Origin of the sequence: Pseudomonas sediminis (genome assembly GCF_002741105.1) — a bacterium.
Lineage (GTDB): Bacteria > Pseudomonadota > Gammaproteobacteria > Pseudomonadales > Pseudomonadaceae > Aquipseudomonas > Aquipseudomonas sediminis.
Window position 1 is genome coordinate 418,282 of the sequence record NZ_NIQU01000002.1, and the last position, 22,269, is coordinate 440,550.

The window sequence follows — 22,269 nt, forward strand, 5'->3', positions numbered from 1 at the left end:
AACCTACAGCTTCATCCCGCGACTGATGATCTCCTTCATGATCTCCGACGTGCCGGCGAAGATGCGCTGAATGCGCGCATTCGCGTACATCTTGCAGATCGGGTACTCCCACATGTAGCCCCAGCCGCCGTGCAGTTGCACGCCCTCGTCGACCACCTTGCCGAGCAGTTCGGTGGTGAACAGCTTGGCCTCGGCAGCCACTTCGGGAGTGAGCTTCTTCTGGTTGTGATCCATCACGCAGCGGTCGGTGAACACCTGCGCCACGTCGACCTGCGTGCGCATTTCCGCCAGCTTGAAGCGGGTGTTCTGAAAGTGCGCCACCGGGCGGCCGAACGCTTGGCGTTCCTTGACGTACTCGATGGTGGTCTGTAGCGCCGCCTCGGCGCCGGCCACTGCGCCACAGGCATTGGTCAGACGTTCCTGGGCGAGCATGTTCATCAGGTAGAAGAAGCCGCCCTTGGCATCGCCCAGCAGGTTGTTCTTCGGCACCTTGACGTCATTGAAGAACAGCTCGGCGGTGTCCTGGCTGTGCATACCGAGCTTCTTCAGCTTCTTGCCGCGCTCGAAACCGGGCATGCCGCGCTCCACCAGAAACAGGCCCATGGCGTGCTTGTTGGCCGGGTCGGTCTTGGCCGCGACGATCACCACATCGGCCAGATAGCCATTGGAGATGAACACCTTGGAGCCGTTGAGCAGCCAGTGATCGCCCTTGTCCACCGCCGTGGTGCGCATGCCGGCCAGATCCGAGCCGGCAGATGGCTCGGTCATCGCCACCGCCAGGATGGTTTCACCGCTGATGATGCCCGGCAGCAGCCGCGCCTTCTGCTCGGCATTGCCGTACTCGGCGATATAGGGACCGCAAAGCGCCGAGTGCAGCGGGATCATGAACCCTGGTTCGTTGATGCGCGCCAGCTCCTCGCACATGATCTGCTCGTAGCGAAAATCCTTGAGCCCGGCACCGCCGTACTCCTCGTCCGCCCAGGGCAGCAGAAACCCCATCTCGCCGGCCTTGCGCCACACGCTGCGATCCACCACACCGGCCTCTTCCCAGGCTTCCTGATGGGGCACCACTTCCTTGTCGAGAAAGGCCGCGAAGGCATCGCGGAACAGGTTGTGCTCGGTGTCGAAATGGTTGCGTTGCATGGGGCGGGTCCTCCGCTGTTGTTATGTCCTTGAGGTTAAGGGCCGCTCCGCCGCCCCTCAATGACCCATGCGCTCAGCCTCGGTTGACCCAATCGCTCGGCTGGCTTGCCCTGGCTGGGAGCAACTGCCTACCATCGACCACCCTCGCTTTCGGAAACCCAGCATGCGCGAACGCACCATTGCCAGCCACTTCGTCCGCGCCGCCCTGCGCGGTGCGGACCGCCACGGCCTGGACTGCGACCCGATACTGCGCCAGGCTGGCATCCAGAGCGCCGTGCTGGTCGAGCCGCGCGCACGCATCGCCCCGGAACAATTCTCCCGGCTGATGCAACTGCTGTGGGAAGCGCTGGACGACGAATACCTCGGCTTCGGCCGCCAACCAAGCAAGCGTGGCACCTTCGCCATGATGGGCCACGCCATCATCCACTGCCGCAGCCTGGAAAAAGCCCTGAGCCGTGGTGCGATGTTCTATGGGCTGTTTCCCGACGCACCGAGCATCACCCTGCAACGCGAAGGTGACTGGGCGCGGCTGAGCGTCGACGACAGCACGCTGTGGGACCCGGATCATTTTCTCGTGGAGAGCCTGCTGGTGATCTGGCACCGCCTCGGCAGTTGGCTGATCGGCCAACGCATTCGCCTGGAAGAAGCCACCTTCGCCTATCCCGAACCCGCCCATGCCACCGAATACGAACTGCTGTTCCCCTGCAGTCGACGCTTTACCGCCGCGCAAAACAGCCTGCTGTTCCATGCCCGCTACCTGGCCATGCCGCTGCTGCAGGACGAACGCACCCTCAAGCAGTTTCTCCAGCACTCCCCTGCCGACCTGCTAGCCCGCCCCGACGGCGGCGACAGCCTGATCAGCCAGATTCGTCGCCTGCTCGGTCGCGACTGCCGAACCTGGCCGGACCTAGAACAGGTCGCCCAACACCTGCACACCAGCCCGCAAACCCTGCGCCGCCACCTGCGCGAAGAAGGCACCAGCTTCCAGGAGCTCAAGGATCACCTGCGCCGCGACCTCGCCATCTACCACCTGGGCCGCGACGAACTGGCAATTCAGGACATCGCCGAACAACTCGGCTTCTCCGAACCCTCGGCCTTTCACCGCGCGTTCAAGAAATGGACGGGGCTGACGCCAGGGGCTTATCGGGCGCAGGAGGGGTAAGGCGTATTGCTGTCTGTGCATCTGACTTAATGGATGGACAGGCCAGGCGGATATGCACTAGCTTCTGACCCAAGCCTGCTGGCAATGCGCCAGAGGCGATAGGCTTGCCCTTCTCCCTGTCGCTTTTTCTCGAATGCTGTCGCGTTTGCAGCGAGCATCGTCAGGCCAGACAAGGACTTACAGGATGACACGGAAGGTTATGCGACAGGTGTCGTGTGGAAATGCGACATGTATGTCGTCTGATTAATAGTTAGAGAAAACAACTTATGTCCGCAGACGAGGAGTTGCCACTGCTGGATGCTTTGCGAGGCTTGGCAATGCTTCAGCAAGAGTTCTTGCGCCTTGCACTCTTCGTCGCATCCCAAGGCTCCACCACATTTGAAGGCGAAACCCTGACATGTAGCCTCCCGGACGCACAACGACGCACAAGCACATTACTAGCAATGGGGGCAGGACAGTCTGTCGAGTCCCTTTTACTCATTGCCAAGAAACGCGGAATTCCAGTCCGCGACGCCTATCCAATCGCACGATCAGCAGTCGAGTCATTTGTAAATGCGAGCTATCTCCTAGCGGAGTCAAATGCGGTTGCAGAACGAGCTGTTAGGTACATCGAATTCGCCGCATGGCGGCAACACAATCGGAAATTCGGGAGTGGCGAATACTCGATTGAAGTCCGCACTGATCCTGACCCAGCATCAACACTTGCATCTAAATTTCCCGAATTTACAGGCAAAGGAAACGGAAGCTGGACCAACCTAGATATGCCAAGTCGTATCAGGCGGGTAGGTGAACTTGCAGGGCGCAAGGCTGGATCGCGGCTGCTCGCGGCATATGGGCTGATCTACTCACTCTCGTCAGAAGTCATTCATGGCTCACCCTTTGGCGCAAGCTTCTTTTATTCAGCCCACCTCAAAGGAGAACACACCACAGAGGCCTTCATCGCTGGAACGGTTCGGCAGTTAGAGGAAATCCTTATTGCAGTTCTTCACGCCGGATGTGGTTACTTAGTTGCCTTCTTTGAAAAACAGCAAATGCAAGTGGGGCTTGATGCCGAAGAAAAGCTATTCAAACGTCTTATGGCTCTGAGTACTAAACCAGCATCAGCCTTTCCTCACGAAACTGGCGGAAACCCTAACAAGTGTATATAGACTCTCCCCAAAAGTAGTGAGCAAAGCCTTGCTTTTGCACCTGTCGTCAGCGCGGTTGCATTCGTATATCCGACCTATTGTGGGCGTTCACGCCCTGGCCATTCTGTAGTTCGCGCAGCGGGAGCCAAGCGTTCAATCGATCACGAGGATCATCATTGTTATCGGCCCTGCTCCGCTGCAGTAGCCTGAGCGCAATCAAGGAAGATGCATCAGCAAGGCTCAGTCATACAACCGCACCCTGAAACAGGCGCCGCCCAGTTCCGAATCTTCCAGGCTCAGCTCACCGTCGTAGCTTTCGACGATATCTTCTACCACCGCCAGGCCGATGCCCTGCCCCGGGTTCTGCGCATCCAGACGCTCGCCGCGTTGTAGCACCCGCTCTCGCTGTTGCTGCGGTACACCGGGGCCGTCGTCCTCGATGGTGATCAGGCAGCCGCCAGCCAGCGGTTGCAGCCTGACGCGTACGCGATGCAGGCATAGGCGGTAGGCGTTCTCCAGCAGGTTGCCGAGCAGCTCCATCAGCGCACCACGTTCCATGGTGATCTGGCTGTGCTCGGGCACTTCCAGTGTCGCTTCGACGCGCTTGTCGCGATAGACCTTGTCCAGCGAACGGCACAAGCCGTCGAGCACCGGCCAGACCTGCTCGCGATGGCGTACCAGGCCACTGCGGCGCAGGCTGGCGCGCTGCAGTTGATAGCCGACCTGCTGGCTCATGCGTTCGATCTGCGCCTGCATCAGCTGCGCCTGCTCGCGATTTTCGTGTTGAACGGCAAGGGTTTCGCCAATGCCCTGCAAAACGCTGAGTGGTGTTTTCAGGCTGTGGGCGAGGTCTTCCAGCGAGTCGCGATATCGCTCGCGCTGACGCCGCTCACTGTCGAGCAGGCGGTTGAGGGAATTGGTCAGGCGTAGCAGTTCGCGTGGATGTTCATCACTCAGGCGCTGGCGAGTGCCCGCCTCCACGCCATCAAGCTCGTCGCTGATGCCGCGCAGGCTGCGAAAACCCCAGGTCAGGCCGAACCAGAGCAGACCTAACAACACCAGCAAGGCGATGCCCAGCCACAGACGCAGTTGCCAGGCAAAGCCGTTGAATAGCCCCTGGTATTCGCGCGTCGGCTGCATGGTCACGATGCTCAGCGCGGCTTGGTCGCCGCGCAGCAAATCCACTTCCACGTCGTATACGAAGTATTCCTGGCCGCTGTCGTCGCGAATGCGGATGAACTCGTGGCCGCGACCGTCGTAGCGCGGCAGGTAGCGCACCAACTCGTCGATGGAGGAGCGTGAGCGCCAGATCATCTGGCCCTCACGATCAAAGATGAAGCCCAGCAGGTGCGAGTCGAGGTTGTCGAATTCCTCGTCGGGCATCTTGTCCGGCATGTGCAACTGGCCGTCATGGATGCGGGCGGCAGATATCAGCGCAGCCGCATCGGAGGCCAGACGCTTCTCCACGGTCTGCTCCAGGGCCATGAGGAACACGCCCTGCAAGACAGGCATCAGCAACAGCATGAACAGCATCGCCAACGCGGCGCTGGCCAGCATCAGGCGCAGGCGCAGCGAGCCGAAACGTATGCGCAATTTGCGCAAAGCGGCGCGCGCTCGACTCACTTGCAGCGCTCGTTGAACATGTAGCCCTGGCCGCGCACGGTCTCTATCGGTTTGCCGCCGAGCACACCTTCCAGCTTGCGCCGCAGACGACCGACCAGCACCTCTATGACGTTGGGGTCACGCTCGTCGTCGCCCGGATAGAGTTGCTCCATCAAGCGTTCCTTGGCCACCACCTGCTGGTGATGCAGCATGAGGTATTCGAGAATGCGGTACTCGTAGGCCGTCAATTGCAGCGACTGCTCATCCACTGTGGCCTGCTTGCGATTGAGGTCCAGCACCAGCGACCCCGCCTCGATGGTCGATTTGGTGAACCCGGAAGAGCGTCGCAGCAGCGCGTTCAGCCGAGCCTCCAACTCTTCGAACTGGAACGGTTTGACCACATAGTCGTCAGCGCCGCAGGACAGCCCTTCGACCTTGTCCTGCCAGTTACCGCGCGCGGTGAGGATCAGGATCGGAAAATTCTTGTCCTGGCTGCGCAGCTCACGGATCAGGTCGATACCGCTCATACCCGGCAGACCGAGATCGACCAGGGCCAGGTCATGATTGAAGGACTCAGCTCGGTACAGTGCTTCTTCGGCGGTGCGCACGGCGTCCACCACATGCCCGTTTTCACTGAGGCGAGTGAACAGGTGGTGACGCAGTAACGCCTCATCCTCCACCACCAGCAATTTCATGAGTTGTCCCCTTTTTTAGTTGTACGAAGGCCGGGCAAATCAGTCGATGTGAAAACTACTGCGCTCGGCCATGCTGCGTTAAAACCCGGCTCAGAATGCTCATTTACAAGTCGTAAACTGCGCTTCTTCGCCGGTTTTATTCGCTGGCGCTCACCCTTCGGGCCAACCTTCGGTTGTTACTCCCGCTGGTCGTTGCGCCTTGCCTGACCTTCGCTCGCTACGTTTTCACTCGGACTGATGCCCGGCCTGGTAACGCTAAGCCGCCATTAGAAGGCGAAGTTGGCGCCGAGGTAGAGCTGCGAACTGCTATGCAGGTCCAGCGACCCGGCCTTGCCTTCACCACGCGGTGCCATTTCTGTGCTGGCGTTGGTACGCAGATAACGATAGCCGGCTTCGATCGAGGTATTGTTGTTCAGTTCCTGCAGGATACCGGCCTGCAAACCTGCAGCAAATCCGATATCGCTGTCGCGGGAGAAGCCGCGGCTTTCCTGCTCGAGCTTGACTAGGCCGGCGGTTACACCACCGAACAGCTTGGTGTTGTTGCTGCCCAGCGGGACGAACATGTCGTAGCTACCGAGCAGATTCTGCTGACGCAGTTTGTAGCCATTGTGACTGTCGGAGACATTCTCGTAGGTCGCGTAGTAGCGACCGTCAGCAGTCTTCTGGCCGGCGCGGACACCCCAGGTACCCTCGCCATTGATCACTTTGTCCAACTTGGGATTGCCGAGGTTGGCATTCAGCGCGTTGGACTTCTGAATGTTGTTGTCAGTCTGACCCCAGGTCAGGCCGACGAAATTGTCGTTGGCTTGGGCAGCGGTTGCGCCCAGGGCCAGGCAGGTAGCGAATGCGATGCGGTTCAGGGTGATTTTCATTGAATCCTTCCTCTCGTTGCAGTTTTGATCAACTCGGCAACAAGTCTGCGGGAAGACTACTGAATCCCTCCTGAACCCTCCTTGAACCTGCACTGAACGAGCGACAAACAGCCTAGATACGCCGTACCAGAGCCCCTGCGACGACAAACAAATAGGCCAGCACAGCCAGCAATGCCAGCCAACCGGCGTGCTCCCAGACATAGCCACCGACGTAGCCCACCAGGCTGGAGCCGAGGTAATAGGCACACAGGTACAGTGCCGATGCCTGCGCCTTGGCCCCCTGCGCATGGATACCGACCTGCCCGCTGGCAACCGCATGAGCCGCGAAGAAACCCAGGGTGAACAGCGCCAGCCCGATCACCGCAGCGCTCAACCAGGGCGTCGCACATAGGGCCACACCCAACAACATCAAGCCGATCCCGCCGTGCAACACCTGGCGGGCGCCGAAGCGTGGCACCAGGCGCCCTGCCCAACCGGCACTGAAGATGCCCAGCAGGTAGACGGTGAACAACAGGCCGATCACCGTCGCCGACAGGTTGAACGGCGCGCCGGCCAGGCGAAAGCCAACATAGTTGAACAGCGCAACGAAGCCGCCCATGAGCAGGAAGGCCAGAGCGAACAGCACGCGCAAACGCGGGTTGCTCAGGTGCAAGGCGAAGTTGCGCAGCAGCCCGCGCAAGGACAGCGGCTGGGCGGTGAAATGCCGTGAAGGCGGCAACAGCCAGATAAACAGCCCCAGCGCCAACAGGCCAAGCCCGGCAATGCCGCCCAGGGCCCAGGGCCAACCGCCCAGGTCACTGAGCAGACCAGCCAGCAAACGCCCGAGCAAACCGCCAAGCGCCGTACCACCGATATACAGCCCCATCGCCGCCGGTAGCGCTTCGGGGTCGAATTCTTCGCCGACATAGGCCATGGCCAACGCAGGTAAACCGCTCAATGCCAGCCCCAGCAGCGCGCGCAGAATCAGCAAACTGCCCCACTCTTCTACCAGCGCGCAGGCGATCCCCAGAATTGCTGCCAACCCCAGCGCCGCAGCCATGACCGGCTTGCGCCCCCAACTCTCGGCCAATGCGCCGGATACCAGCAGGCACAGCGCCAGGCTCAGTGTGGTCAGCGAAAGCGCCAGGCTGCTACTGGCCGCAGACACGCGAAAGTGCGCCGCCAGCAGAGGTAGCAGCGGCTGCACGCAGTAGAGCATGGCGAAGGTGGCGAAGCCGGCGCAGAACAGCGCCAGGGTGGCACGCCGGTAACCGGCGCTGCCACGGGTAAGGTGGGTAGCGGACATCAGGCAGACTCATGAAGCACGGCGCAGGTTCGGCCGAGGCAAAAGCTTAGCATGCTACCTATCGTTGCGACTGCCCGACGTGGCGGTTTTCTCGGTGTTACTGCCCGCGCAACTGCTTGAGATGCGCCTGCAAGCCTGCCGACGTCTGCTCGCCTACCAGACGCTCGCGCAGCTTGCCGTCGGCATCGACTATATAGGTCACCGGCAGTACATCATTGTGCGGCAACTCGAAGCGCGCCGCCGGGTCCTGCGCCAGCACGGTGAAACGAATGTCGAAACTGTCCGCTGCGCGCTTGAGGTCATCCCCCTGCAGGGCATCGAAATTGACGCCGATCACTCGTGCCGACTGGGTTTTCAGTTCTTCTTCCAAAGCGTTGAGCTCGGGAATTTCCGTGCGACACGGCGCACACCACTCAGCCCAATAATTAATGACTAGCCACTGGCCATCCAGGCTCTCAGCCGTTACCTTTCGTCCATGCTGATCAAGGCCGTAATCTTCGGCACAAGCCGTCAGCAACAGACCGGCGCAGATACTCAAAACAGCCTTGCCGAATTTCCGGAGCCCTAAGCCCATGTACTCGATCCTCGTCCACCCGGGGTTGATATGACGCTGGATGCCCTGCGCCTGGAAGTACCGGACATCCGCGAGGACAACAGCTTATCGCCGGCGGAAATCGCCCAGCGACTCGCGGCTGCTCGCCATCTGGAGCCGGAACATGGCCTGCAACAAGTGCTGGGCCTTTTGTTTTCGCTCAATCGCAGCGCTCTGACCTTACTGGAAAGACAGCGTGCGCTGCAAAACTTCAGTGACGAGTACCGCCATTACACCAGCCTTGCCAATCGCCAGCATCCGCCAAGCCCATTATTCGTGCGGCTGTGCGGCGAATTAGCGATCGGTTTCAAACGCCTGCTACTGCAAATTTTGCAGGGTCGCCAGCCGTCGATGCCGCACCTGGCGTGGTGCCTGTACATGGCCCAGCACTTTCTAGCTCAGCAGTTGCTGCGCCACTACCAACTGTACCAAGAGCCGCCTGCAACGCTCTGGCGCGACAGCCACTTGCTGTACTGGATCGGCGAACATCAGCAGTGCCTGGATGAGCCCGTGGCGGCGGCCTTCGAGCCGAAGCCATCCAGCACCCTGCGCGGGCTCTATCAGCAGATGCTGTTATTGGCCCTGAGCAATCCATTTCATCTCGATGAAGGCGAATGCCTGGCCCTGTTCAGTGCGCTGGCCCCTTTGGCAGCACTGGCCAGGTTGCAAGCCTGGGACGATGAAGACGATGCCGAAGGTCCGGTGGTCGACCTCAGCGAATCACAGGCTTGCCTCAGTTTCGAACAACGTATCGAAGGCGAAGCCGCCAATCTGCGCCGCTTCGAACTGGGCGCGCTGCTGATTGCCCTGCACGAACCCGCGCCCCTGCAAAGCGCGCAGGAGCGCCAGTTGCTCGAACGAGTGCGCCAGCACTGGCTGGGCCGCCAGCAACGTCGACATGAACGCGCCGAGCTGGAAGGCCAATGCAGTCTGGTGGTAGGCCTACCGGCCATTCATGCGCAGCTGCTGGATAAACTGCCGCAGCGTACCGAGGCGCAGATTCTCGACGCCAGCCCGGGCGGCGCGCGCCTGCTGTGCAACGCCAACGAGGGTGGACAACTGCAGGTCGGGCAACTGGTTCTGCTGCTGACCAACGCCACACCGACGTTGGCCCTGGTACGTTGGCGTCATCTCAATAGCGAAGGCCTGCACCTCGGGCTGCGGTATCTGAAAGGCCTGCCGCGGCCGATCTGGCTGCGGCGTGCACCCAATGCGCAGACTCACCCTGGCGTACTGCAAAGCACCCCGGCACCGGGCAACGGTTGGCACCACGGCCTGTGGTTGCCCAACGGCCAGTTCAGCTCCGGCGAGCACCTTTGGCTGCAATTGGCCAGCGTGCATAACCAAGCGATTTTGCCGCTGCCCGACAGCAACCTGCAGACCTCATCGGTTACCCGCCACCCGCTGCGCCTGGCCTGATATACAAAACTGCGACGCCAGTCACGCGGCCTGTCCGCCGAGTGCACAGTTTCGCCAACAGGTGGCTGCTTATAATTCCTGGCACTCAAGTCTCACCCAGCCTGGAATTTCACCATGTCCCAAGCGCAAGACAAGCTGATTGGCTCCGTGCCCTCGCGCATCGTCGACGTCGCTCACCTGCTGGTCACCCCCTACGAGGGGCGCGTGGCCGAATACAACGTCGCCACCTGGCTGCAATTGCCGGGGCTGGCCAACCTGCCGGTATCGCTGCTGGTGAGTTATCGCGACGGGGACAAGCGCCGCGAGGTGAATGTCGACCATGGCAAGGTCAATGCCCATGGCAAGATCCTGCTCTCCGGGATCGCTCGCATGCCGGTGCGGATGAAGATCGAAGACATGCAGGTACGCCTGCGCTCAGCTGTGCCGGCGCAGAGCCTGGTGGTCGAGGAATTCTTCGTTCAAGCCGTCGAATTGGCCAACAGCGAGAGCCGCCAGGCCATGGCCTGAACCAGAACGGCAACATCGAACCCCGCGCAGTGACGCGGGGTTTTGCTTTCAGCCAGAGGAAACTCCGGGGCTGGGCGCAGCCTGCGGGCTTGAATCGTCAGCGTCTGGCTGCAGGTTTTCGGCAACCACATGCTCGAGCAACGACTCCGGCCAACGCGCGAACTGCAGCCCGGTGATTCGGTTGAGCCGCTCCAGCGCCTCCTGCGGATCGCGTCGATGAAGGTGGATTACCCTGTTTTTTACCGTCATTACTGCCTGCGCCCTCAGCGATCCCTGCCCCTGCTGGCAGTTCGATAGCAACTGCTCCTGCAGTAGCTAGAAGCGTGCCAGCCCTTGTACAACGCATTCCTTGGCGCCTACCCCTTGCGTTCAGGCCACGGCAGGACTAGCCAACGCCTGAAACTGACGTTTTTTGTCACCCTTTCTGGCGCCCCATTGCCCGACACGCCGCGCGGGTTTGCTCAGCCCTTCCCCGGCAACCAATCCGCCAGACTGGCTCCGAATTGCTCCTCACGCTCCGCTTGCATGCGCTCCAGCCCCTCGCGCAATGCCGGGTACCAAGGCTCGTCGAGCTGAGCGGGCAGTTGCGACAAACTCGGCAATGGCCAGGGACTGCACTCGAGCAATTGATACAGGGAGAAGTTGTGCAGATCGCGGCACAGCACCCACCCTCCGCCATTGGCCTTGCATGCCAGGTGCTCGCGCTCGAGAAAATCCATCACCTGCGCCCACTCGTCTTCGGGCAACCGCCAGCCCGCACGTTGCATGTCGCCGTAATGCAGAGCCTCGCCCTTCTGCTGACGTTTGAGCAAAAGCCGCAACACCACCAGCACAATCAGCCCCTTGGGGATAGGCTCGCGGCGCCAGTGCCGCGGTTGCGACAGGCCATACACCAGCTCGGCGCCCAGCAGCACGATCAACCAGGACAGATAGATCCACACCAGAAACAGCGGCACCGTGGCGAAGGCGCCGTAGATCAGGTGATAACCGGGAAAAAGCCGCACATAGAGGCCGAACAGCGCCTTGGCAACCTCAAACAGCACGGCGCTGAACAGGCCGCCCAGCAGAGCATGAGACAACGGCACCCGAGTGTTGGGGACCGCGGCATAGAGCAAGGTAAAGGCCGCGATGCTCGATAACAACGGCGTGAAAGCAAGCAGCGTCTTGGCGCCGATTACTGCGTCCGGCCCGGATATCAGTGACAGCGAGGCTATATAGGTACTGACTGCAAAACCGGCCCCCAGCAGCAGCGGCCCAAGGCTGAGAATCGCCCAGTACAGCAGGAAACTGGACATCCCGCGGCGTGGCTGACGTACCCGCCAGATCACGTTGAAGGTCTTCTCGATGGTCACCAGCATGAGGAAGGCGGTAACGGCCAGCAGGCCGACGCCGAACCAGGTCAGCTGCCGCGCCTGCGTGGTGAACTCACGCAGATACTCCTGCACCGTCTCGCCAGTGGAGGGTACGAAGTTGTTGAAGATGAACCCCTGGATTTCCTCGCCCACCCCCTGGAACGCCGGAATTGCCGACAGCATGGCGAAGGTCACGGTCATCATCGGCACCACGGCGAACAAGGTGGTGTAGGTCAACGCCGCTGCATTGCCTGCGCCGCGGTTATCCACGAAACGCTGATACAGGCTGAGCCAGAACCCCATCCAGTCCTTCAAACGACGCAGCATGACCTCTCCTTAGCCCTCAAACCTAAACAGACAGACAATGCGCCGCGTAAAAAGGTCGCAGCAAAGCCGCCGCAGCGGTTTGCGTGCATCCGCGCATCAGGCGGTTAGAATAGCCGCCACTTCAAGCCGGATGCGAGCCACCATGACCGACCTGACCCTCTACCACAACCCGCGCTGCTCGAAATCCCGCGGTGCTCTGGAGCTGCTGCAAGCCCGCGGCCTGCAACCGCACGTCGTGCGCTATCTGGAAACGCCACCCAGCGCCAGCGAGCTCAAGAGCCTACTCGGCAAGCTGGGTATCTCCGCACGCGACCTGCTACGTAGCGGCGAGGACGAATACAAGACGCTGGGCCTAAGCGATGCCAGCTTGAGTGAGGCGCAACTGATCCAGGCCATGGTCACGCATCCCAAGCTGATCGAGCGCCCGATCCTCATCGCTGGCGACAAGGCCGTGATCGGCCGCCCACCGGAAAAAGTACTGGAGCTGCTGGCATGAGCGCGCCCTACATCCTGGTGCTCTACTACAGCCGCCATGGCGCCACCGCGCAGATGGCCAAACAGATTGCCCGTGGCGTCGAGATGGCTGGCCTGGAGGCGCGCCTGCGCACCGTGCCTGCGGTATCCAGCGAATGCGAGGCCGTCGCGCCGAGCGTGCCGGCGGACGGCGCCATGTACGCCACCCTGGATGATCTGAAGAACTGCTCGGGTCTGGCCCTGGGCAGCCCGACCCGTTTCGGCAACATGGCGGCGCCACTCAAGTACTTCATCGATGGCACCAGCAATCTGTGGCTGACCGGCGAACTGGTCGGCAAGCCGGCTGGCGTGTTCACCTCCACCGCCAGCCTGCATGGCGGTCAGGAGACCACCCTGCTGTCGATGATGATCCCACTGCTGCACCACGGCATGCTGCTCTGCGGCCTGCCCTACAGCGAAGCGGCACTGCTTGAAACCCGTAGCGGTGGCACGCCCTACGGCCCCAGCCACCATGCGGGCGGCGACGGTAAACGCGCGCTGGACGAACATGAAGTCACCCTGTGCCGTGCACTGGGTCAACGCCTGGCGCAAACCGCCAGCAAACTGGAGCGCTGAACGTGGCCCGAGCGAAGAAACCCTTGCCCAGCCTCGAGTGGCTGGAGCCACGGGTCAAACTCAGCCGAGCGCTGAGCCTGTTCAGCTTTATCGCCCTGCTGACCCTGCTGCTGGTGTGGAACCTCGCCTTCGCCGATCTGCATGGCGCGCGGGTCGGCGTGGTGCTGGCCATTCAACTGCTGCCGCTGGCGTTACTCGCCCCCGGCATGTTGCTGGGCAACGCCCGCGCTCATGCCTGGGCCTGCTTCGTGGTCAACATCTACTTCATCCAGGGCGTACTCGCCGCCATCGATCCGGCGCGTGCACTGTTCGGCGCACTGGAGGCCGTGATCAGCTTCGGCCTGTTCTGCTGCGCATTGCTCTACACCCGCTGGCGTTTTCAGTACGACCGCAAGCTGGCTGGGGAATAAACGTCCTGGTGTGGGAGCGAGCTCTGCTCGCGAAGCGCTTGTGCAGCCAAGAGTTCGCGAGCAGAGCTCGCTCCTACACCTGAGTTCCCGAAGCAGTTACCAGCCCAGCGTTTCCTTGAGGAAGGGAATGGTCAGCTTGCGCTGGGCCTGCAGCGAGGCCTGATCGAGGCGCTCCAGCAGCTCGAACAACGCACTCATGCTGCGCTCGCCCCGAGTGAGGATGAAGCGACCGACCTCGTCGCTCATCTGCAAGCCACGGCGCGAGGCGCGCAGCTGCAGAGCGCGCAGCTTGTCCTCGTCGGACAGCTCATGCAGTTGGAAGATCAGCGAAAGGGTCAGTCGCGACTTCAGATCAGGCAGTTGAATCGGCAACTCGCGCGGTGACATGGTGCCTGCCAGCAACAAGCGCCTGCCACTGTCACGCAGGCGGTTGAACAGGTGGAACAAACCTTCTTCCCAGTCGCTACGTCCGGCCACGGCATCGAGATCATCGAGACAGACCAGCTCGCAGAGTTCCAGGTTGTCGAGCAACTCCGGGCCGTGCTGCACCACTTCGCTGAGCGGCAGATACACCACCGCTTCGCCACGCTGTTCGAAACGCAGGCAGGCCGCCTGCAGCAGGTGGCTGCGCCCGACGCCTTCGGCGCCCCACAGGTAGATCAGGCTTTCCGTCCAGCCGGCGTCGGCCTCGCACAAGCGCTCGACATAGCCCAGGGCCGCAGCATTGGCGCCGGGGTAGTAATTGGCGAAGGTGGCGTCATCACGCAGACGCACCCCCAGAGGCAGCTGGATTGGTTTCATGCTCAGGGTCTGTTCCCGTTTCGGCGCGAGCCGCGTTGCTGCGCCAAATGGCGCCAGGCCAGGCGTGGAGCGCAGGTAATGGTCGCTCCCTTGCCAAGCTCCACAACGCAGCATGGCGCCATTTGCCGCGCAACCCGAAGGGCCGGGCCAGTTTTTGCGCGCTGCTGCGTTATTCGTCGTTCATTTGGAATAACCAAATCTCTCTCCTCATGCCTTGCCCCGCGCAAAAACTGGCCCCGGCGCGGCCGCGGCGAAACGGGAACAGACCCTACCTCGTCGGCTCGTCGGAACCGCTATTGGACTCTCCGTAAAGGCCGGAAAGTTTATACAAATCATGGGCATGGCGCAGCAGAACCATGATCACGGCAGCAACCGGCAAGGCCAGCAGCACGCCGGTAAAGCCAAACAGCTGGCCACCCGCGAGGATGGCGAAGATCACCGCGACCGGGTGCAGGCCGATGCGATCGCCCACCAGCATGGGCGTGAGGACCATGCCCTCGAGCAACTGGCCGATCATGAACACCACGCCAATACCGATCAGCGGATAGGGCTCGAGACCGAACTGGAACAGCGCAGCGGTCAGCGCCGCACCGATACCGACGATAAAGCCCATGTAAGGCACGATACTGGCCAGGCCCGCCAACACACCGATCAACAGCCCCAGCTCCAGCCCCACCGACATCAGGCCAACCGAATAGATGACACTCAGCGCCAGCATCACCAGCAATTGGCCGCGCAGGAAGGCGCCCAGCACTTCATGGCATTCGCCAGTCAGTTTGACGATCAATCCTTCGCGCTGGCGTGGCAGCAGGCGGCGCACGCGCTCGACCAGCAGATCCCAGTCGCGCATCAGGTAGAAGCTCACCACCGGAATCAGCATCAGGTTGCCGAGCCAGGCCAGCAGTGCCAACCCCGAGGATGTCGCCTGGGCCAGCACCGCCTTGAGCACATCGGTGGTCTTGCCAATGTTGTCGGTAAAGACCTGCTTGAGTTGATCGACCTGCAGCAGGTCATCCTGCAGCCCCAGATGCGACTGCGACCAAGGCAAGGCCGTGCCTTGCAACCAATCGAGCATTTCCGGCGCCAGCTGATATAGACGCACCAGCTGTCGTCCCAGCATGGGCACCAACACCAGCAGCAGGATCAGCAATACCAGAGCGAACAGCGCGAATACCACCACCACGCCCCCCGTGCGCGACAGCCGATGCCGCTCGAGACGGTCGACCAGCGGGTCGCCCATGTAGGCCAGCAGGATACCGATCAGGAACGGGGAAAGAATCGGGTGCAACAGGTACAGCAGCCAGCCGAGCAGAAACAGCCCAGCCATCCATAGCCAACGGGTGGAATCGGTCATGCTCGCGTCCTCGATGCGAAACGGCGCCAGGAAGGCGCCGCGTAACTGGGCTGTGGTCTACCCGGCGCAGATTCTACCAGCGAAAGCGCAATTGATCGGTGCGCGGCTTCACCTGCGGCGCCTCGGTTGCAGCGGCCTCCGGGTTCTCTACTGGCTCAGCAGCATCGAGCGGCTCACTGACTTCCTGCAGTTGCCCCAATGCCAGTTGCGCGCGCAGCTGCTCCGGGCTAGCGCTGACCTGATAAACCAGGCGCTGGCCGTCGATTTCCTGCAAACGCGCGGCGAAGGGTTCGAGCAAGCGCTCCAGTGCCGCGAAACGGCCCAGGTCTGCGCCTTCGATCACCAGCGTCAGGCTCTGCGCAGCACCCGGTTTGACCAGGAAACGCGGCGCCAGGCGCTCGGCCACGGCCAGCAGCACTGCATCGGCCAGCGCAGCCTGATCGGCGGCCTCTGCCTTGCCCTGCTCGCGCTCGTCACCCAGCCACAGGCGCCAGGTCGCCTGCCAGCTGCCGCCGCTTTCAGTCGCCTGCACGGCCAGCAAGGCATCGGCGCCATAGCGCTCGGACGCCTCGCGCAGGGCTTGTGGATCGTTGGCCAGCAGCACATCGGCAGTACCCAGCGCCTGCTCGCTCAGGTCCGCCAGCGGCAAACGCAGTGGCAAGCCACGATGTTGCGCGGCATCGCGCAGCAGTGCCGATGCGCTCTGGCTTTCACCAACCAGCTGGCTGCCTTCCGGCGACTCGTTGAGCCACCAGGTCAGGATGGCCGGGCGATTGGCGCCCCACAGGGCCAGGCCGGCCTGACGCAACTGGCGCTCGGTACTGCCCGGATCGAACTCGACCAGCAGCGCGTCACCTTCATAACCGTACTGGCTGACGATCTGCTGCGGGTCCTTGCGCAGCCCTTCCAGCTCGGCACTTTGCAATGCCTTGGCGTCGCCGGTCAGGCGTAGCACCAGCGTCTGCAGGGCTTTCTGCATGGCAGCGTCGCGAGTTTCCGGCTGTTGGTCGGCCACGGGCTCGCGCACCTGGTACAGACCGGTAACCGGCGCGGCCAATACCGGCAGGCTCAGCAGCGACAGACAGAGGAACAACAGGCGGATGGGCAAACGCATTGGGGTGGACTCTCGCAAGGGATGGCCGCACGGCGGGCGGGCACAAAGGCCTATACCTTAAACAGCCGCTCAAGCCCCGGCAACCAGAGCCAGTGCCTGCGACGAAGCGCATGCACACGAGTGGCCGCTACCGGGCAAGCCTGATAAAATCGCGCGCCTTCGCCAGCCGGTACGCGCGCCGGGCTCCTTGGATGAGCCTGCGCCACGTCGGCGCCTACACGAACTCCCCATCCAAAGGCCCGGATCTATGAGCAAGCAACCCTCCATCAGCTACAAGGACGCAGGCGTCGACATCGATGCCGGTGAAGCCCTGGTCGAACGCATCAAAGGCGTCGCCAAGCGCACTGCGCGTCCGGAAGTCATGGGAGGCCTGGGCGGCTTCGGCGCCCTGTGCGAGATCCCGGCCGGCTACAAGCAACCGGTACTGGTGTCCGGCACCGACGGTGTCGGCACCAAGCTGCGCCTGGCACTGAACCTGAACAAGCACGACAGCATCGGCCAGGACCTGGTCGCCATGTGCGTCAACGACCTGGTGGTCTGCGGCGCCGAGCCGCTGTTCTTCCTCGACTACTACGCCACCGGCAAGCTCAACGTCGACGTCGCCGCCACCGTGGTGACCGGTATCGGCGCTGGTTGCGAACTCGCTGGTTGCTCCCTGGTCGGTGGTGAAACCGCCGAAATGCCGGGCATGTACGAAGGCGAAGACTACGACCTGGCCGGCTTCTGCGTCGGCGTGGTGGAAAAGGCCGAGATCATCGACGGCTCCAAGGTCGTCACCGGCGACGCCCTGATCGCCCTGCCTTCCTCCGGCCCGCACTCCAACGGCTACTCGCTGATCCGCAAGATCATCGAAGTCTCCGGCGCCGACATCGAGCAGGTGCAACTGGACGGCAAGGCTCTGGCCGACCTGCTGATGGCGCCGACCCGCATATACGTCAAGCCGCTGCTCAAGCTGATCAAGGACACCGGTGCGGTCAAGGCCATGGCCCACATCACCGGCGGCGGCCTGCTGGACAACATCCCGCGCGTACTGCCGCAAGGTGCACAGGCCGTGATCGACGTGGCCAGCTGGAATCGCCCGGCTGTGTTCGACTGGCTGCAGGAGCAAGGCAACGTCGACGAGCATGAAATGCACCGCGTGCTGAACTGCGGCGTCGGCATGGTCATCTGCGTCGCTCAGGATCAGGTTGAAACCGCCCTGGCCAGCCTGCGCGCCAGCGGCGAGCAACCTTGGGTCATCGGCCAGATCACCGCCGCAGCAGAAGGCGCAGCCCAGGTTCAGTTGAACAACCTGAAAGCCCACTGATGCCCTGCAATGTCGTCGTCCTGATCTCCGGATCAGGCAGCAATCTGCAAGCGCTGATCGACAGCGTCGGCCACGACGGCAATCCGGCCCGAATCGGCGCGGTTATCTGCAACCGCGCCGATGCCTATGGCCTGGAGCGAGCGAAACAGGCCGGGATCGCCACCGGCCTGCTCGACCACAAGCAGTTCGATGGCCGCGACGCCTTCGACGCAGCCCTGATCCAGGCCATCGATGCCCACCAGCCTGACCTGGTGGTGCTGGCTGGCTTCATGCGCATTCTCACGCCGGGCTTCGTTCAGCACTACGCAGGCCGCCTGCTGAATATCCATCCGTCACTGCTACCCAAGCACAAGGGGCTGCATACCCATCAGCGCGCCCTGGAAGCCGGCGACAGCGAACACGGCTGCAGCGTGCACTTCGTGACCGAGGAACTCGATGGTGGCCCTCTGGTCGTACAAGCTGTGTTGCCGATCAAGGCAGACGACACGGCCGAAAGCCTTGCTCGCCGCGTGCACCAGCAGGAACACCAGATCTATCCGCTGGCAGTGCGATGGTTTGCCGAAGGCCGCTTGCGTCTTGGCGCTCAAGGCGCAATGCTGGATGGCCAGCCGCTGCCCGCCAGCGGCCACCTGATTCGAACCTAGGAGACTCTATGCGTCGTGCCCTGCTGTTCGCCCTGACACTGTTCAGCCTGTCCGCCTTTGCCGAGGACCTGCAGCCCTTCTCCGCCAGCTACACCGCGGACTGGAAGCAGCTGCCGGTCAGTGGCAGCGCCGAGCGCAGCCTCAAACGTGAAGACGACGGCCGCTGGACCCTCAACTTCGAAGCCTCGATGCTGGTCGCCGGCCTCACCGAAGAAAGTACCTTCCGCGTCGACAACGGCGCCCTGCTGCCGCTGACCTACCGCCTCAATCGCAGCGGCTTGGGCAAAGGCAAAAAGGTCGAGCAGGACTTCGACTGGGAGCAGAAGCAAGTGATCGGCAGCGACCGTGGCGATGCCGTGCGACTGCCGCTCAACCGTGGCCTGCTGGACAAATCGACCTACCAGGTTGCCCTGCAAGAGGACATTGCGGCCGGCAAGAAGAGCGTGAGCTACCAGGTGGTCGACGGTGACGAGATCGAAACCTATGACTTCCGCGTGCTGGGCGAAGAAGTGGTACGCACCAAGGCGGGCCTGATTGACGCAATCAAGGTCGAACGCGTGCGTGACCCCACGCAAAGCACCCGCAAGACCGTGCTGTGGTTCGCCAAAGACTGGGGCCACCTGCTGGTACGCCTGCATCAGGTGGAAACCGACGGCAAGGAATACCAGATCATGCTCAAGGAAGGCACCGTCGCCGGCAAGGCGGTAGAAGGTCGTCGCGACTGATCTACAACTGAATAAAAAACCGGGCCATTGCCCGGTTTTTTATTGCCCGCCGTAAACGCTGGCAAACAACGCCAGCCCTGGCCTCTCAGTCCTGACTCACCGCACCGATCTTGTGAATCGACAGGTCAGCACCGTTGTATTCCTCTTCCTGACTCAGGCGAATACCCAGCGAAGCCTTGAGCAGGCCATACACCACGAAGCCGCCGACCAGCGCGACCACCACCCCCAACGCAGTGCCGATCACCTGGCTGGCCAGGCTCACGCCACCCAGGCCGCCGAATGCCTCGAGGCCGAAGATGCCGCAGGCAATGCCGCCCCAGATACCGCACAGGCCATGCAGCGGCCAGACGCCGAGCACGTCGTCGATCTTCCACTTCACCTGCGTCGCGGTGAATGCCCAGACGAACAATGCACCGGCAATCGCCCCAGTGACCAGAGCACCGATCGGATGCATCAGGTCCGAGCCGGCGCAAATCGCGACCAGGCCAGCCAGCGGGCCGTTATGCAGGAAGCCAGGGTCGTTGCGCCCTACCAGCAGCGCGGCGACGGTACCGCCAACCATGGCCATCAGCGAGTTGACCGCCACCAGGCCACTGACGCCCTCGAGCGTCTGCGCGCTCATCACGTTGAAGCCGAACCAACCGATGATCAGGATCCACGAGCCCAGCGCCAGGAACGGAATGTTCGAGGGCGCCATGGCCACCAGCTTGCCGTCGCGATAACGCCCGTTGCGGCGCCCCAGCAGCAGCACCGCACCGAAGGCCAACCAGCCGCCCATGGCATGCACCACCACCGAACCGGCGAAGTCATGGAAGCCGGCACCGAAGCGAGCCTCGAGCCAAGCCTGGAAGCCGTAGTTGCCGTTCCAGATCATGCCTTCGAAGAAGGGGTAGACGAAGGCTACGATCAATGCCGTGGCACACAGCTGCGGGCCGAACTTGGCACGTTCGGCAATACCACCGGAGATGATCGCCGGAATCGCCGCGGCGAAGGTCAGCAGGAAGAAGAACTTCACCAGGCCGTAGCCATGGTTCTCCGTCAGCACCGCAGCCGGCTCGAAGAAATTGATGCCGTAGGCGATCCAGTAGCCGATGAAGAAATATGCCAAGGCGGAAATAGCGAAATCCGAGAGAATCTTCGATAACGCGTTGACCTGGTTTTTCTGCCGTACCGTTCCCACTTCGAGAAAGGCAAAGCCGGCATGCATGGCCAGGACCATGATGGCACCCAGCAGGATGAACAGGGTATTGGAGCCGTGGATCAGCGTGGCCACGGCACTGTTGATGTTTTCCATCGAGAAAGAAAACTCCGGAGGCAGAAGAAAAGGCACCAAACAAAGGCACAAACCCGAAAACGCGCACCACAATGCAGCCAAAAACAGTGGGGCGCCCTCGAAAAGTGCCGTCGAGTGGCTCTAAAATAGCGCCACCATATGTCGACATATCGATGCTTATTTCTTGTTAATCAAATGGTTATGCGCGAAATGGACCATCCTGAGCCGCCCCGAAAAAGCCCCATCACAGGGCATTTCTCGACCTTCGCGCACCAGCAAAATGCAATCGCTATACCAAACGCCAGGCCGGTCACTTCCCGACTATTCTTGCGGAACCCTCACGCTGCAGAGCAATCGTAAGTAGCACATACCAACGCAGAGGACTGCTCACTATGCCCCGTAAAGCCGCTACTCCAAGCACCAAGGACGCCCTGCTGGATGAATTCCAGGCTCTGGTCAGCGATACCGAGAAGCTTCTGCAACATTCCGCCAGTCTCGCTGGCGAACACGCCGAGGCCCTGCGTGATGACATTCGTGGCAGCCTCGATCGTGCCCGAGACACCCTGCACAAAGCCGAGTCTGGCCTGCGCGAGCAGGGCAAGATCGCCGTCGACGCCACTGAAGACTATGTGCACAAGCACCCATGGCAGGCACTGGGTTTGTCGGCCGCTATTGGCCTGGTGCTCGGCCTGCTGATCAGCCGCCGTTGACAGCGCCAATGTCCAATGGACCATCGCCAAGGCGCCTGGGGGCGGCCCTGCTGGGCCTCCTACAGGGCCATGTGGCGTTGCTGGCCCATGAACTCGAAGACCAACGCAACCAGGCACTGCGCGCGCTGATTCTCGGCGGCCTGTGCCTGGCCTTCGCCCTGCTCCTGCTGATAGGTCTGTCCGCGCTGTTGCTGATCGTCTACTGGGACAGCCACCGCCTAGTAGTCGCCACGGGTCTTTGCCTGTTCTACGGTTCTGGCTTGGTAGGGTGTGCCACCTGGCTGCTGATCAGTCTGCGCAACGCCGAAACACCGTTCAGCGCCAGCCTGGAAGAACTACAACGTGACCGCGAGCAACTGCTGCCATGACGTCCAACTTGCCACCAGGCGCCTCGCGCCGTCAGTTGCGTAAAGCCGTGCTGCGCATGCGCCTGGAGATGCACCGCCAAGAACTGCGCCATGAAGTGCTGCAAATCAGTCAGCCACTCAAGCAAGTACGTGAGTATGGCCAGCGTCTGCGCCAGGGCAATGCACCCTTTTTGCTCACTGGCGGCGCCTTGGCACTGGCCGGCCTGCTTGGCGGTAAACGCGGTTGGCGACGCTGGTTACGCCTGGCATTGATCGTTGCGCCACTACTTCGGCGCCGGTAAAGCGGCATCGACCGAAACGCAGATTGGTCTAGACCTGGGCTGGCCGCGATCTTGCTTGGTTGAGTAACCAGCCGCCATCAGGCAGCTCAACCGCTCAGCGCTAAGGACATC

Annotated in this window: 25 protein-coding genes; 13 read left to right on the forward strand and 12 right to left on the reverse strand. The window is 61.9% G+C overall.

Features of this window, described 5'->3' with window-relative positions; translation table 11 throughout:
- Window positions 1-3 precede the first annotated feature (3 nt).
- Window positions 4-1,143, reverse strand: coding sequence for an acyl-CoA dehydrogenase family protein (locus CDO35_RS07355; RefSeq protein WP_099523330.1), 1,140 nt, complete (start codon window positions 1,141-1,143; stop codon window positions 4-6).
- A 163-nt stretch (window positions 1,144-1,306) separates the two neighbouring features.
- On the opposite strand from CDO35_RS07355, the gene CDO35_RS07360 reads away from it, so the two are divergent.
- Window positions 1,307-2,305 carry an AraC family transcriptional regulator gene (locus tag CDO35_RS07360; protein WP_099523332.1) on the forward strand — a complete coding sequence of 333 codons (999 nt, stop codon included), beginning with the start codon at window positions 1,307-1,309 and terminating at the stop codon, window positions 2,303-2,305.
- Window positions 2,306-2,571: 266 nt separating this feature from the next.
- Window positions 2,572-3,453: a DUF5677 domain-containing protein gene (locus CDO35_RS22785; RefSeq protein ID WP_143507309.1), complete on the forward strand. Its 882-nt coding sequence runs from the start codon at window positions 2,572-2,574 to the stop codon at window positions 3,451-3,453.
- Window positions 3,454-3,672: 219 nt separating this feature from the next.
- Here CDO35_RS22785 and CDO35_RS07365 read toward each other — a convergent pair whose 3' ends face one another.
- The 5 genes from CDO35_RS07365 to CDO35_RS07385 form a co-directional block, all read right to left on the reverse strand.
- Window positions 3,673-5,055: an ATP-binding protein gene (locus tag CDO35_RS07365; protein ID WP_099523334.1), complete on the reverse strand. Its 1,383-nt coding sequence runs from the start codon at window positions 5,053-5,055 to the stop codon at window positions 3,673-3,675.
- On the reverse strand, window positions 5,052-5,729 hold the full coding sequence (locus CDO35_RS07370) for a response regulator transcription factor (RefSeq protein WP_099523335.1): 678 nt from the start codon (window positions 5,727-5,729) through the stop codon (window positions 5,052-5,054). Before CDO35_RS07370 ends, CDO35_RS07365 begins: the two co-directional genes overlap by 4 nt.
- Before the next feature lie 266 nt (window positions 5,730-5,995).
- Window positions 5,996-6,601 (reverse strand): outer membrane beta-barrel protein, encoded by a 606-nt coding sequence (locus CDO35_RS07375; protein ID WP_099523337.1) that lies wholly within the window; start codon window positions 6,599-6,601, stop codon window positions 5,996-5,998.
- 112 nt (window positions 6,602-6,713) lie between these two features.
- On the reverse strand, window positions 6,714-7,886 hold the full coding sequence (locus CDO35_RS07380; RefSeq protein WP_099523338.1) for an MFS transporter: 1,173 nt from the start codon (window positions 7,884-7,886) through the stop codon (window positions 6,714-6,716).
- Between the two features lie 97 nt (window positions 7,887-7,983).
- Entirely contained in the window at window positions 7,984-8,460 is a 477-nt protein-coding gene (locus CDO35_RS07385) for a TlpA disulfide reductase family protein (protein WP_099523340.1), read from the reverse strand.
- Between the two features lie 30 nt (window positions 8,461-8,490).
- Here CDO35_RS07385 and CDO35_RS07390 point away from each other — a divergent pair, with 30 nt between their 5' ends.
- Window positions 8,491-9,897, forward strand: a complete 1,407-nt coding sequence (locus CDO35_RS07390) for a pilus assembly protein PilZ (RefSeq protein ID WP_099523342.1) — start codon at window positions 8,491-8,493, stop codon at window positions 9,895-9,897.
- A gap of 114 nt (window positions 9,898-10,011) precedes the next feature.
- Window positions 10,012-10,404 (forward strand): hypothetical protein, encoded by a 393-nt coding sequence (locus CDO35_RS07395; RefSeq protein WP_099523345.1) that lies wholly within the window; start codon window positions 10,012-10,014, stop codon window positions 10,402-10,404.
- A gap of 48 nt (window positions 10,405-10,452) precedes the next feature.
- Here the strand turns inward: CDO35_RS07395 and CDO35_RS23005 are convergent, their stop codons facing one another.
- Window positions 10,453-10,653 (reverse strand): hypothetical protein, encoded by a 201-nt coding sequence (locus CDO35_RS23005; protein WP_099523633.1) that lies wholly within the window; start codon window positions 10,651-10,653, stop codon window positions 10,453-10,455.
- Window positions 10,654-10,865: 212 nt separating this feature from the next.
- Complete coding sequence (locus CDO35_RS07405; RefSeq protein ID WP_099523349.1) at window positions 10,866-12,083, reverse strand: YihY family inner membrane protein; 1,218 nt, start codon at window positions 12,081-12,083, stop codon at window positions 10,866-10,868.
- A gap of 142 nt (window positions 12,084-12,225) precedes the next feature.
- Here CDO35_RS07405 and arsC point away from each other — a divergent pair, with 142 nt between their 5' ends.
- The 3 genes from arsC to CDO35_RS07420 are packed head-to-tail and all read left to right on the forward strand — an operon-like array spanning window position 12,226 to window position 13,582.
- A complete protein-coding gene (arsC, locus tag CDO35_RS07410) occupies window positions 12,226-12,579 on the forward strand; it encodes an arsenate reductase (glutaredoxin) (RefSeq protein ID WP_099523352.1) in 354 nt (117 codons plus the stop codon).
- The gene (gene wrbA, locus CDO35_RS07415; protein WP_099523354.1) at window positions 12,576-13,172 is read left to right on the forward strand and encodes an NAD(P)H:quinone oxidoreductase; all 597 of its coding nucleotides are present in this window, start codon (window positions 12,576-12,578) and stop codon (window positions 13,170-13,172) included. The genes arsC and wrbA overlap by 4 nt, the downstream gene beginning before the upstream one ends.
- A gap of 2 nt (window positions 13,173-13,174) precedes the next feature.
- Window positions 13,175-13,582 (forward strand): DUF2069 domain-containing protein, encoded by a 408-nt coding sequence (locus CDO35_RS07420; protein ID WP_099523357.1) that lies wholly within the window; start codon window positions 13,175-13,177, stop codon window positions 13,580-13,582.
- Window positions 13,583-13,678: 96 nt separating this feature from the next.
- Here the strand turns inward: CDO35_RS07420 and hda are convergent, their stop codons facing one another.
- From hda to CDO35_RS07435, 3 genes are all read right to left on the reverse strand, one after another.
- Window positions 13,679-14,383: a DnaA regulatory inactivator Hda gene (hda, locus tag CDO35_RS07425; RefSeq protein WP_099523360.1), complete on the reverse strand. Its 705-nt coding sequence runs from the start codon at window positions 14,381-14,383 to the stop codon at window positions 13,679-13,681.
- A 268-nt stretch (window positions 14,384-14,651) separates the two neighbouring features.
- Entirely contained in the window at window positions 14,652-15,737 is a 1,086-nt protein-coding gene (locus tag CDO35_RS07430; protein ID WP_099523363.1) for an AI-2E family transporter, read from the reverse strand.
- A 73-nt stretch (window positions 15,738-15,810) separates the two neighbouring features.
- On the reverse strand, window positions 15,811-16,851 hold the full coding sequence (locus CDO35_RS07435; RefSeq protein ID WP_099523365.1) for a DUF2066 domain-containing protein: 1,041 nt from the start codon (window positions 16,849-16,851) through the stop codon (window positions 15,811-15,813).
- Between the two features lie 247 nt (window positions 16,852-17,098).
- Here CDO35_RS07435 and purM point away from each other — a divergent pair, with 247 nt between their 5' ends.
- Genes purM through CDO35_RS07450 form a run of 3 tightly spaced genes read left to right on the forward strand, consistent with a single transcriptional unit; the run spans window position 17,099 to window position 19,526 of the window.
- Entirely contained in the window at window positions 17,099-18,157 is a 1,059-nt protein-coding gene (gene purM, locus CDO35_RS07440; protein ID WP_099523368.1) for a phosphoribosylformylglycinamidine cyclo-ligase, read from the forward strand.
- Window positions 18,157-18,801, forward strand: coding sequence for a phosphoribosylglycinamide formyltransferase (gene purN / locus CDO35_RS07445; RefSeq protein WP_099523370.1), 645 nt, complete (start codon window positions 18,157-18,159; stop codon window positions 18,799-18,801). The genes purM and purN overlap by 1 nt, the downstream gene beginning before the upstream one ends.
- Before the next feature lie 8 nt (window positions 18,802-18,809).
- The gene (locus CDO35_RS07450; protein ID WP_099523373.1) at window positions 18,810-19,526 is read left to right on the forward strand and encodes a DUF3108 domain-containing protein; all 717 of its coding nucleotides are present in this window, start codon (window positions 18,810-18,812) and stop codon (window positions 19,524-19,526) included.
- A gap of 85 nt (window positions 19,527-19,611) precedes the next feature.
- On the opposite strand, the gene CDO35_RS07455 is transcribed toward CDO35_RS07450, so the two are convergent.
- Window positions 19,612-20,820, reverse strand: a complete 1,209-nt coding sequence (locus tag CDO35_RS07455) for an ammonium transporter (RefSeq protein ID WP_099523375.1) — start codon at window positions 20,818-20,820, stop codon at window positions 19,612-19,614.
- A 371-nt stretch (window positions 20,821-21,191) separates the two neighbouring features.
- Between CDO35_RS07455 and CDO35_RS07460 the strand changes: the two genes are divergently transcribed.
- Genes CDO35_RS07460 through CDO35_RS07470 form a run of 3 tightly spaced genes read left to right on the forward strand, consistent with a single transcriptional unit; the run spans window position 21,192 to window position 22,158 of the window.
- Window positions 21,192-21,509, forward strand: a complete 318-nt coding sequence (locus CDO35_RS07460) for an ElaB/YgaM/YqjD family protein (protein ID WP_099523377.1) — start codon at window positions 21,192-21,194, stop codon at window positions 21,507-21,509.
- 8 nt (window positions 21,510-21,517) lie between these two features.
- Window positions 21,518-21,877, forward strand: coding sequence for a phage holin family protein (locus tag CDO35_RS07465; protein WP_099523380.1), 360 nt, complete (start codon window positions 21,518-21,520; stop codon window positions 21,875-21,877).
- Window positions 21,874-22,158, forward strand: coding sequence for a hypothetical protein (locus CDO35_RS07470; RefSeq protein ID WP_099523383.1), 285 nt, complete (start codon window positions 21,874-21,876; stop codon window positions 22,156-22,158). The genes CDO35_RS07465 and CDO35_RS07470 overlap by 4 nt, the downstream gene beginning before the upstream one ends.
- Window positions 22,159-22,269: the final 111 nt, after the last annotated feature.

Coding starts and splice junctions, on each gene's coding strand:
- CDO35_RS07355 (WP_099523330.1), bottom strand. CDS start 1,143: ATGCAACGCAACCATTTCGACACCGAGCACAACCTGTTCCGCGATGCC.
- CDO35_RS07360 (WP_099523332.1), top strand. CDS start 1,307: ATGCGCGAACGCACCATTGCCAGCCACTTCGTCCGCGCCGCCCTGCGC.
- CDO35_RS22785 (WP_143507309.1), top strand. CDS start 2,572: ATGTCCGCAGACGAGGAGTTGCCACTGCTGGATGCTTTGCGAGGCTTG.
- CDO35_RS07370 (WP_099523335.1), bottom strand. CDS start 5,729: ATGAAATTGCTGGTGGTGGAGGATGAGGCGTTACTGCGTCACCACCTG.
- CDO35_RS07375 (WP_099523337.1), bottom strand. CDS start 6,601: ATGAAAATCACCCTGAACCGCATCGCATTCGCTACCTGCCTGGCCCTG.
- CDO35_RS07380 (WP_099523338.1), bottom strand. CDS start 7,886: ATGTCCGCTACCCACCTTACCCGTGGCAGCGCCGGTTACCGGCGTGCC.
- CDO35_RS07385 (WP_099523340.1), bottom strand. CDS start 8,460: ATGGGCTTAGGGCTCCGGAAATTCGGCAAGGCTGTTTTGAGTATCTGC.
- CDO35_RS07390 (WP_099523342.1), top strand. CDS start 8,491: ATGACGCTGGATGCCCTGCGCCTGGAAGTACCGGACATCCGCGAGGAC.
- CDO35_RS07395 (WP_099523345.1), top strand. CDS start 10,012: ATGTCCCAAGCGCAAGACAAGCTGATTGGCTCCGTGCCCTCGCGCATC.
- CDO35_RS23005 (WP_099523633.1), bottom strand. CDS start 10,653: ATGACGGTAAAAAACAGGGTAATCCACCTTCATCGACGCGATCCGCAG.
- CDO35_RS07405 (WP_099523349.1), bottom strand. CDS start 12,083: ATGCTGCGTCGTTTGAAGGACTGGATGGGGTTCTGGCTCAGCCTGTAT.
- arsC (WP_099523352.1), top strand. CDS start 12,226: ATGACCGACCTGACCCTCTACCACAACCCGCGCTGCTCGAAATCCCGC.
- wrbA (WP_099523354.1), top strand. CDS start 12,576: ATGAGCGCGCCCTACATCCTGGTGCTCTACTACAGCCGCCATGGCGCC.
- hda (WP_099523360.1), bottom strand. CDS start 14,383: ATGAAACCAATCCAGCTGCCTCTGGGGGTGCGTCTGCGTGATGACGCC.
- CDO35_RS07430 (WP_099523363.1), bottom strand. CDS start 15,737: ATGACCGATTCCACCCGTTGGCTATGGATGGCTGGGCTGTTTCTGCTC.
- CDO35_RS07435 (WP_099523365.1), bottom strand. CDS start 16,851: ATGCGTTTGCCCATCCGCCTGTTGTTCCTCTGTCTGTCGCTGCTGAGC.
- purM (WP_099523368.1), top strand. CDS start 17,099: ATGAGCAAGCAACCCTCCATCAGCTACAAGGACGCAGGCGTCGACATC.
- purN (WP_099523370.1), top strand. CDS start 18,157: ATGCCCTGCAATGTCGTCGTCCTGATCTCCGGATCAGGCAGCAATCTG.
- CDO35_RS07450 (WP_099523373.1), top strand. CDS start 18,810: ATGCGTCGTGCCCTGCTGTTCGCCCTGACACTGTTCAGCCTGTCCGCC.
- CDO35_RS07455 (WP_099523375.1), bottom strand. CDS start 20,820: ATGGAAAACATCAACAGTGCCGTGGCCACGCTGATCCACGGCTCCAAT.
- CDO35_RS07460 (WP_099523377.1), top strand. CDS start 21,192: ATGCCCCGTAAAGCCGCTACTCCAAGCACCAAGGACGCCCTGCTGGAT.
- CDO35_RS07465 (WP_099523380.1), top strand. CDS start 21,518: ATGTCCAATGGACCATCGCCAAGGCGCCTGGGGGCGGCCCTGCTGGGC.
- CDO35_RS07470 (WP_099523383.1), top strand. CDS start 21,874: ATGACGTCCAACTTGCCACCAGGCGCCTCGCGCCGTCAGTTGCGTAAA.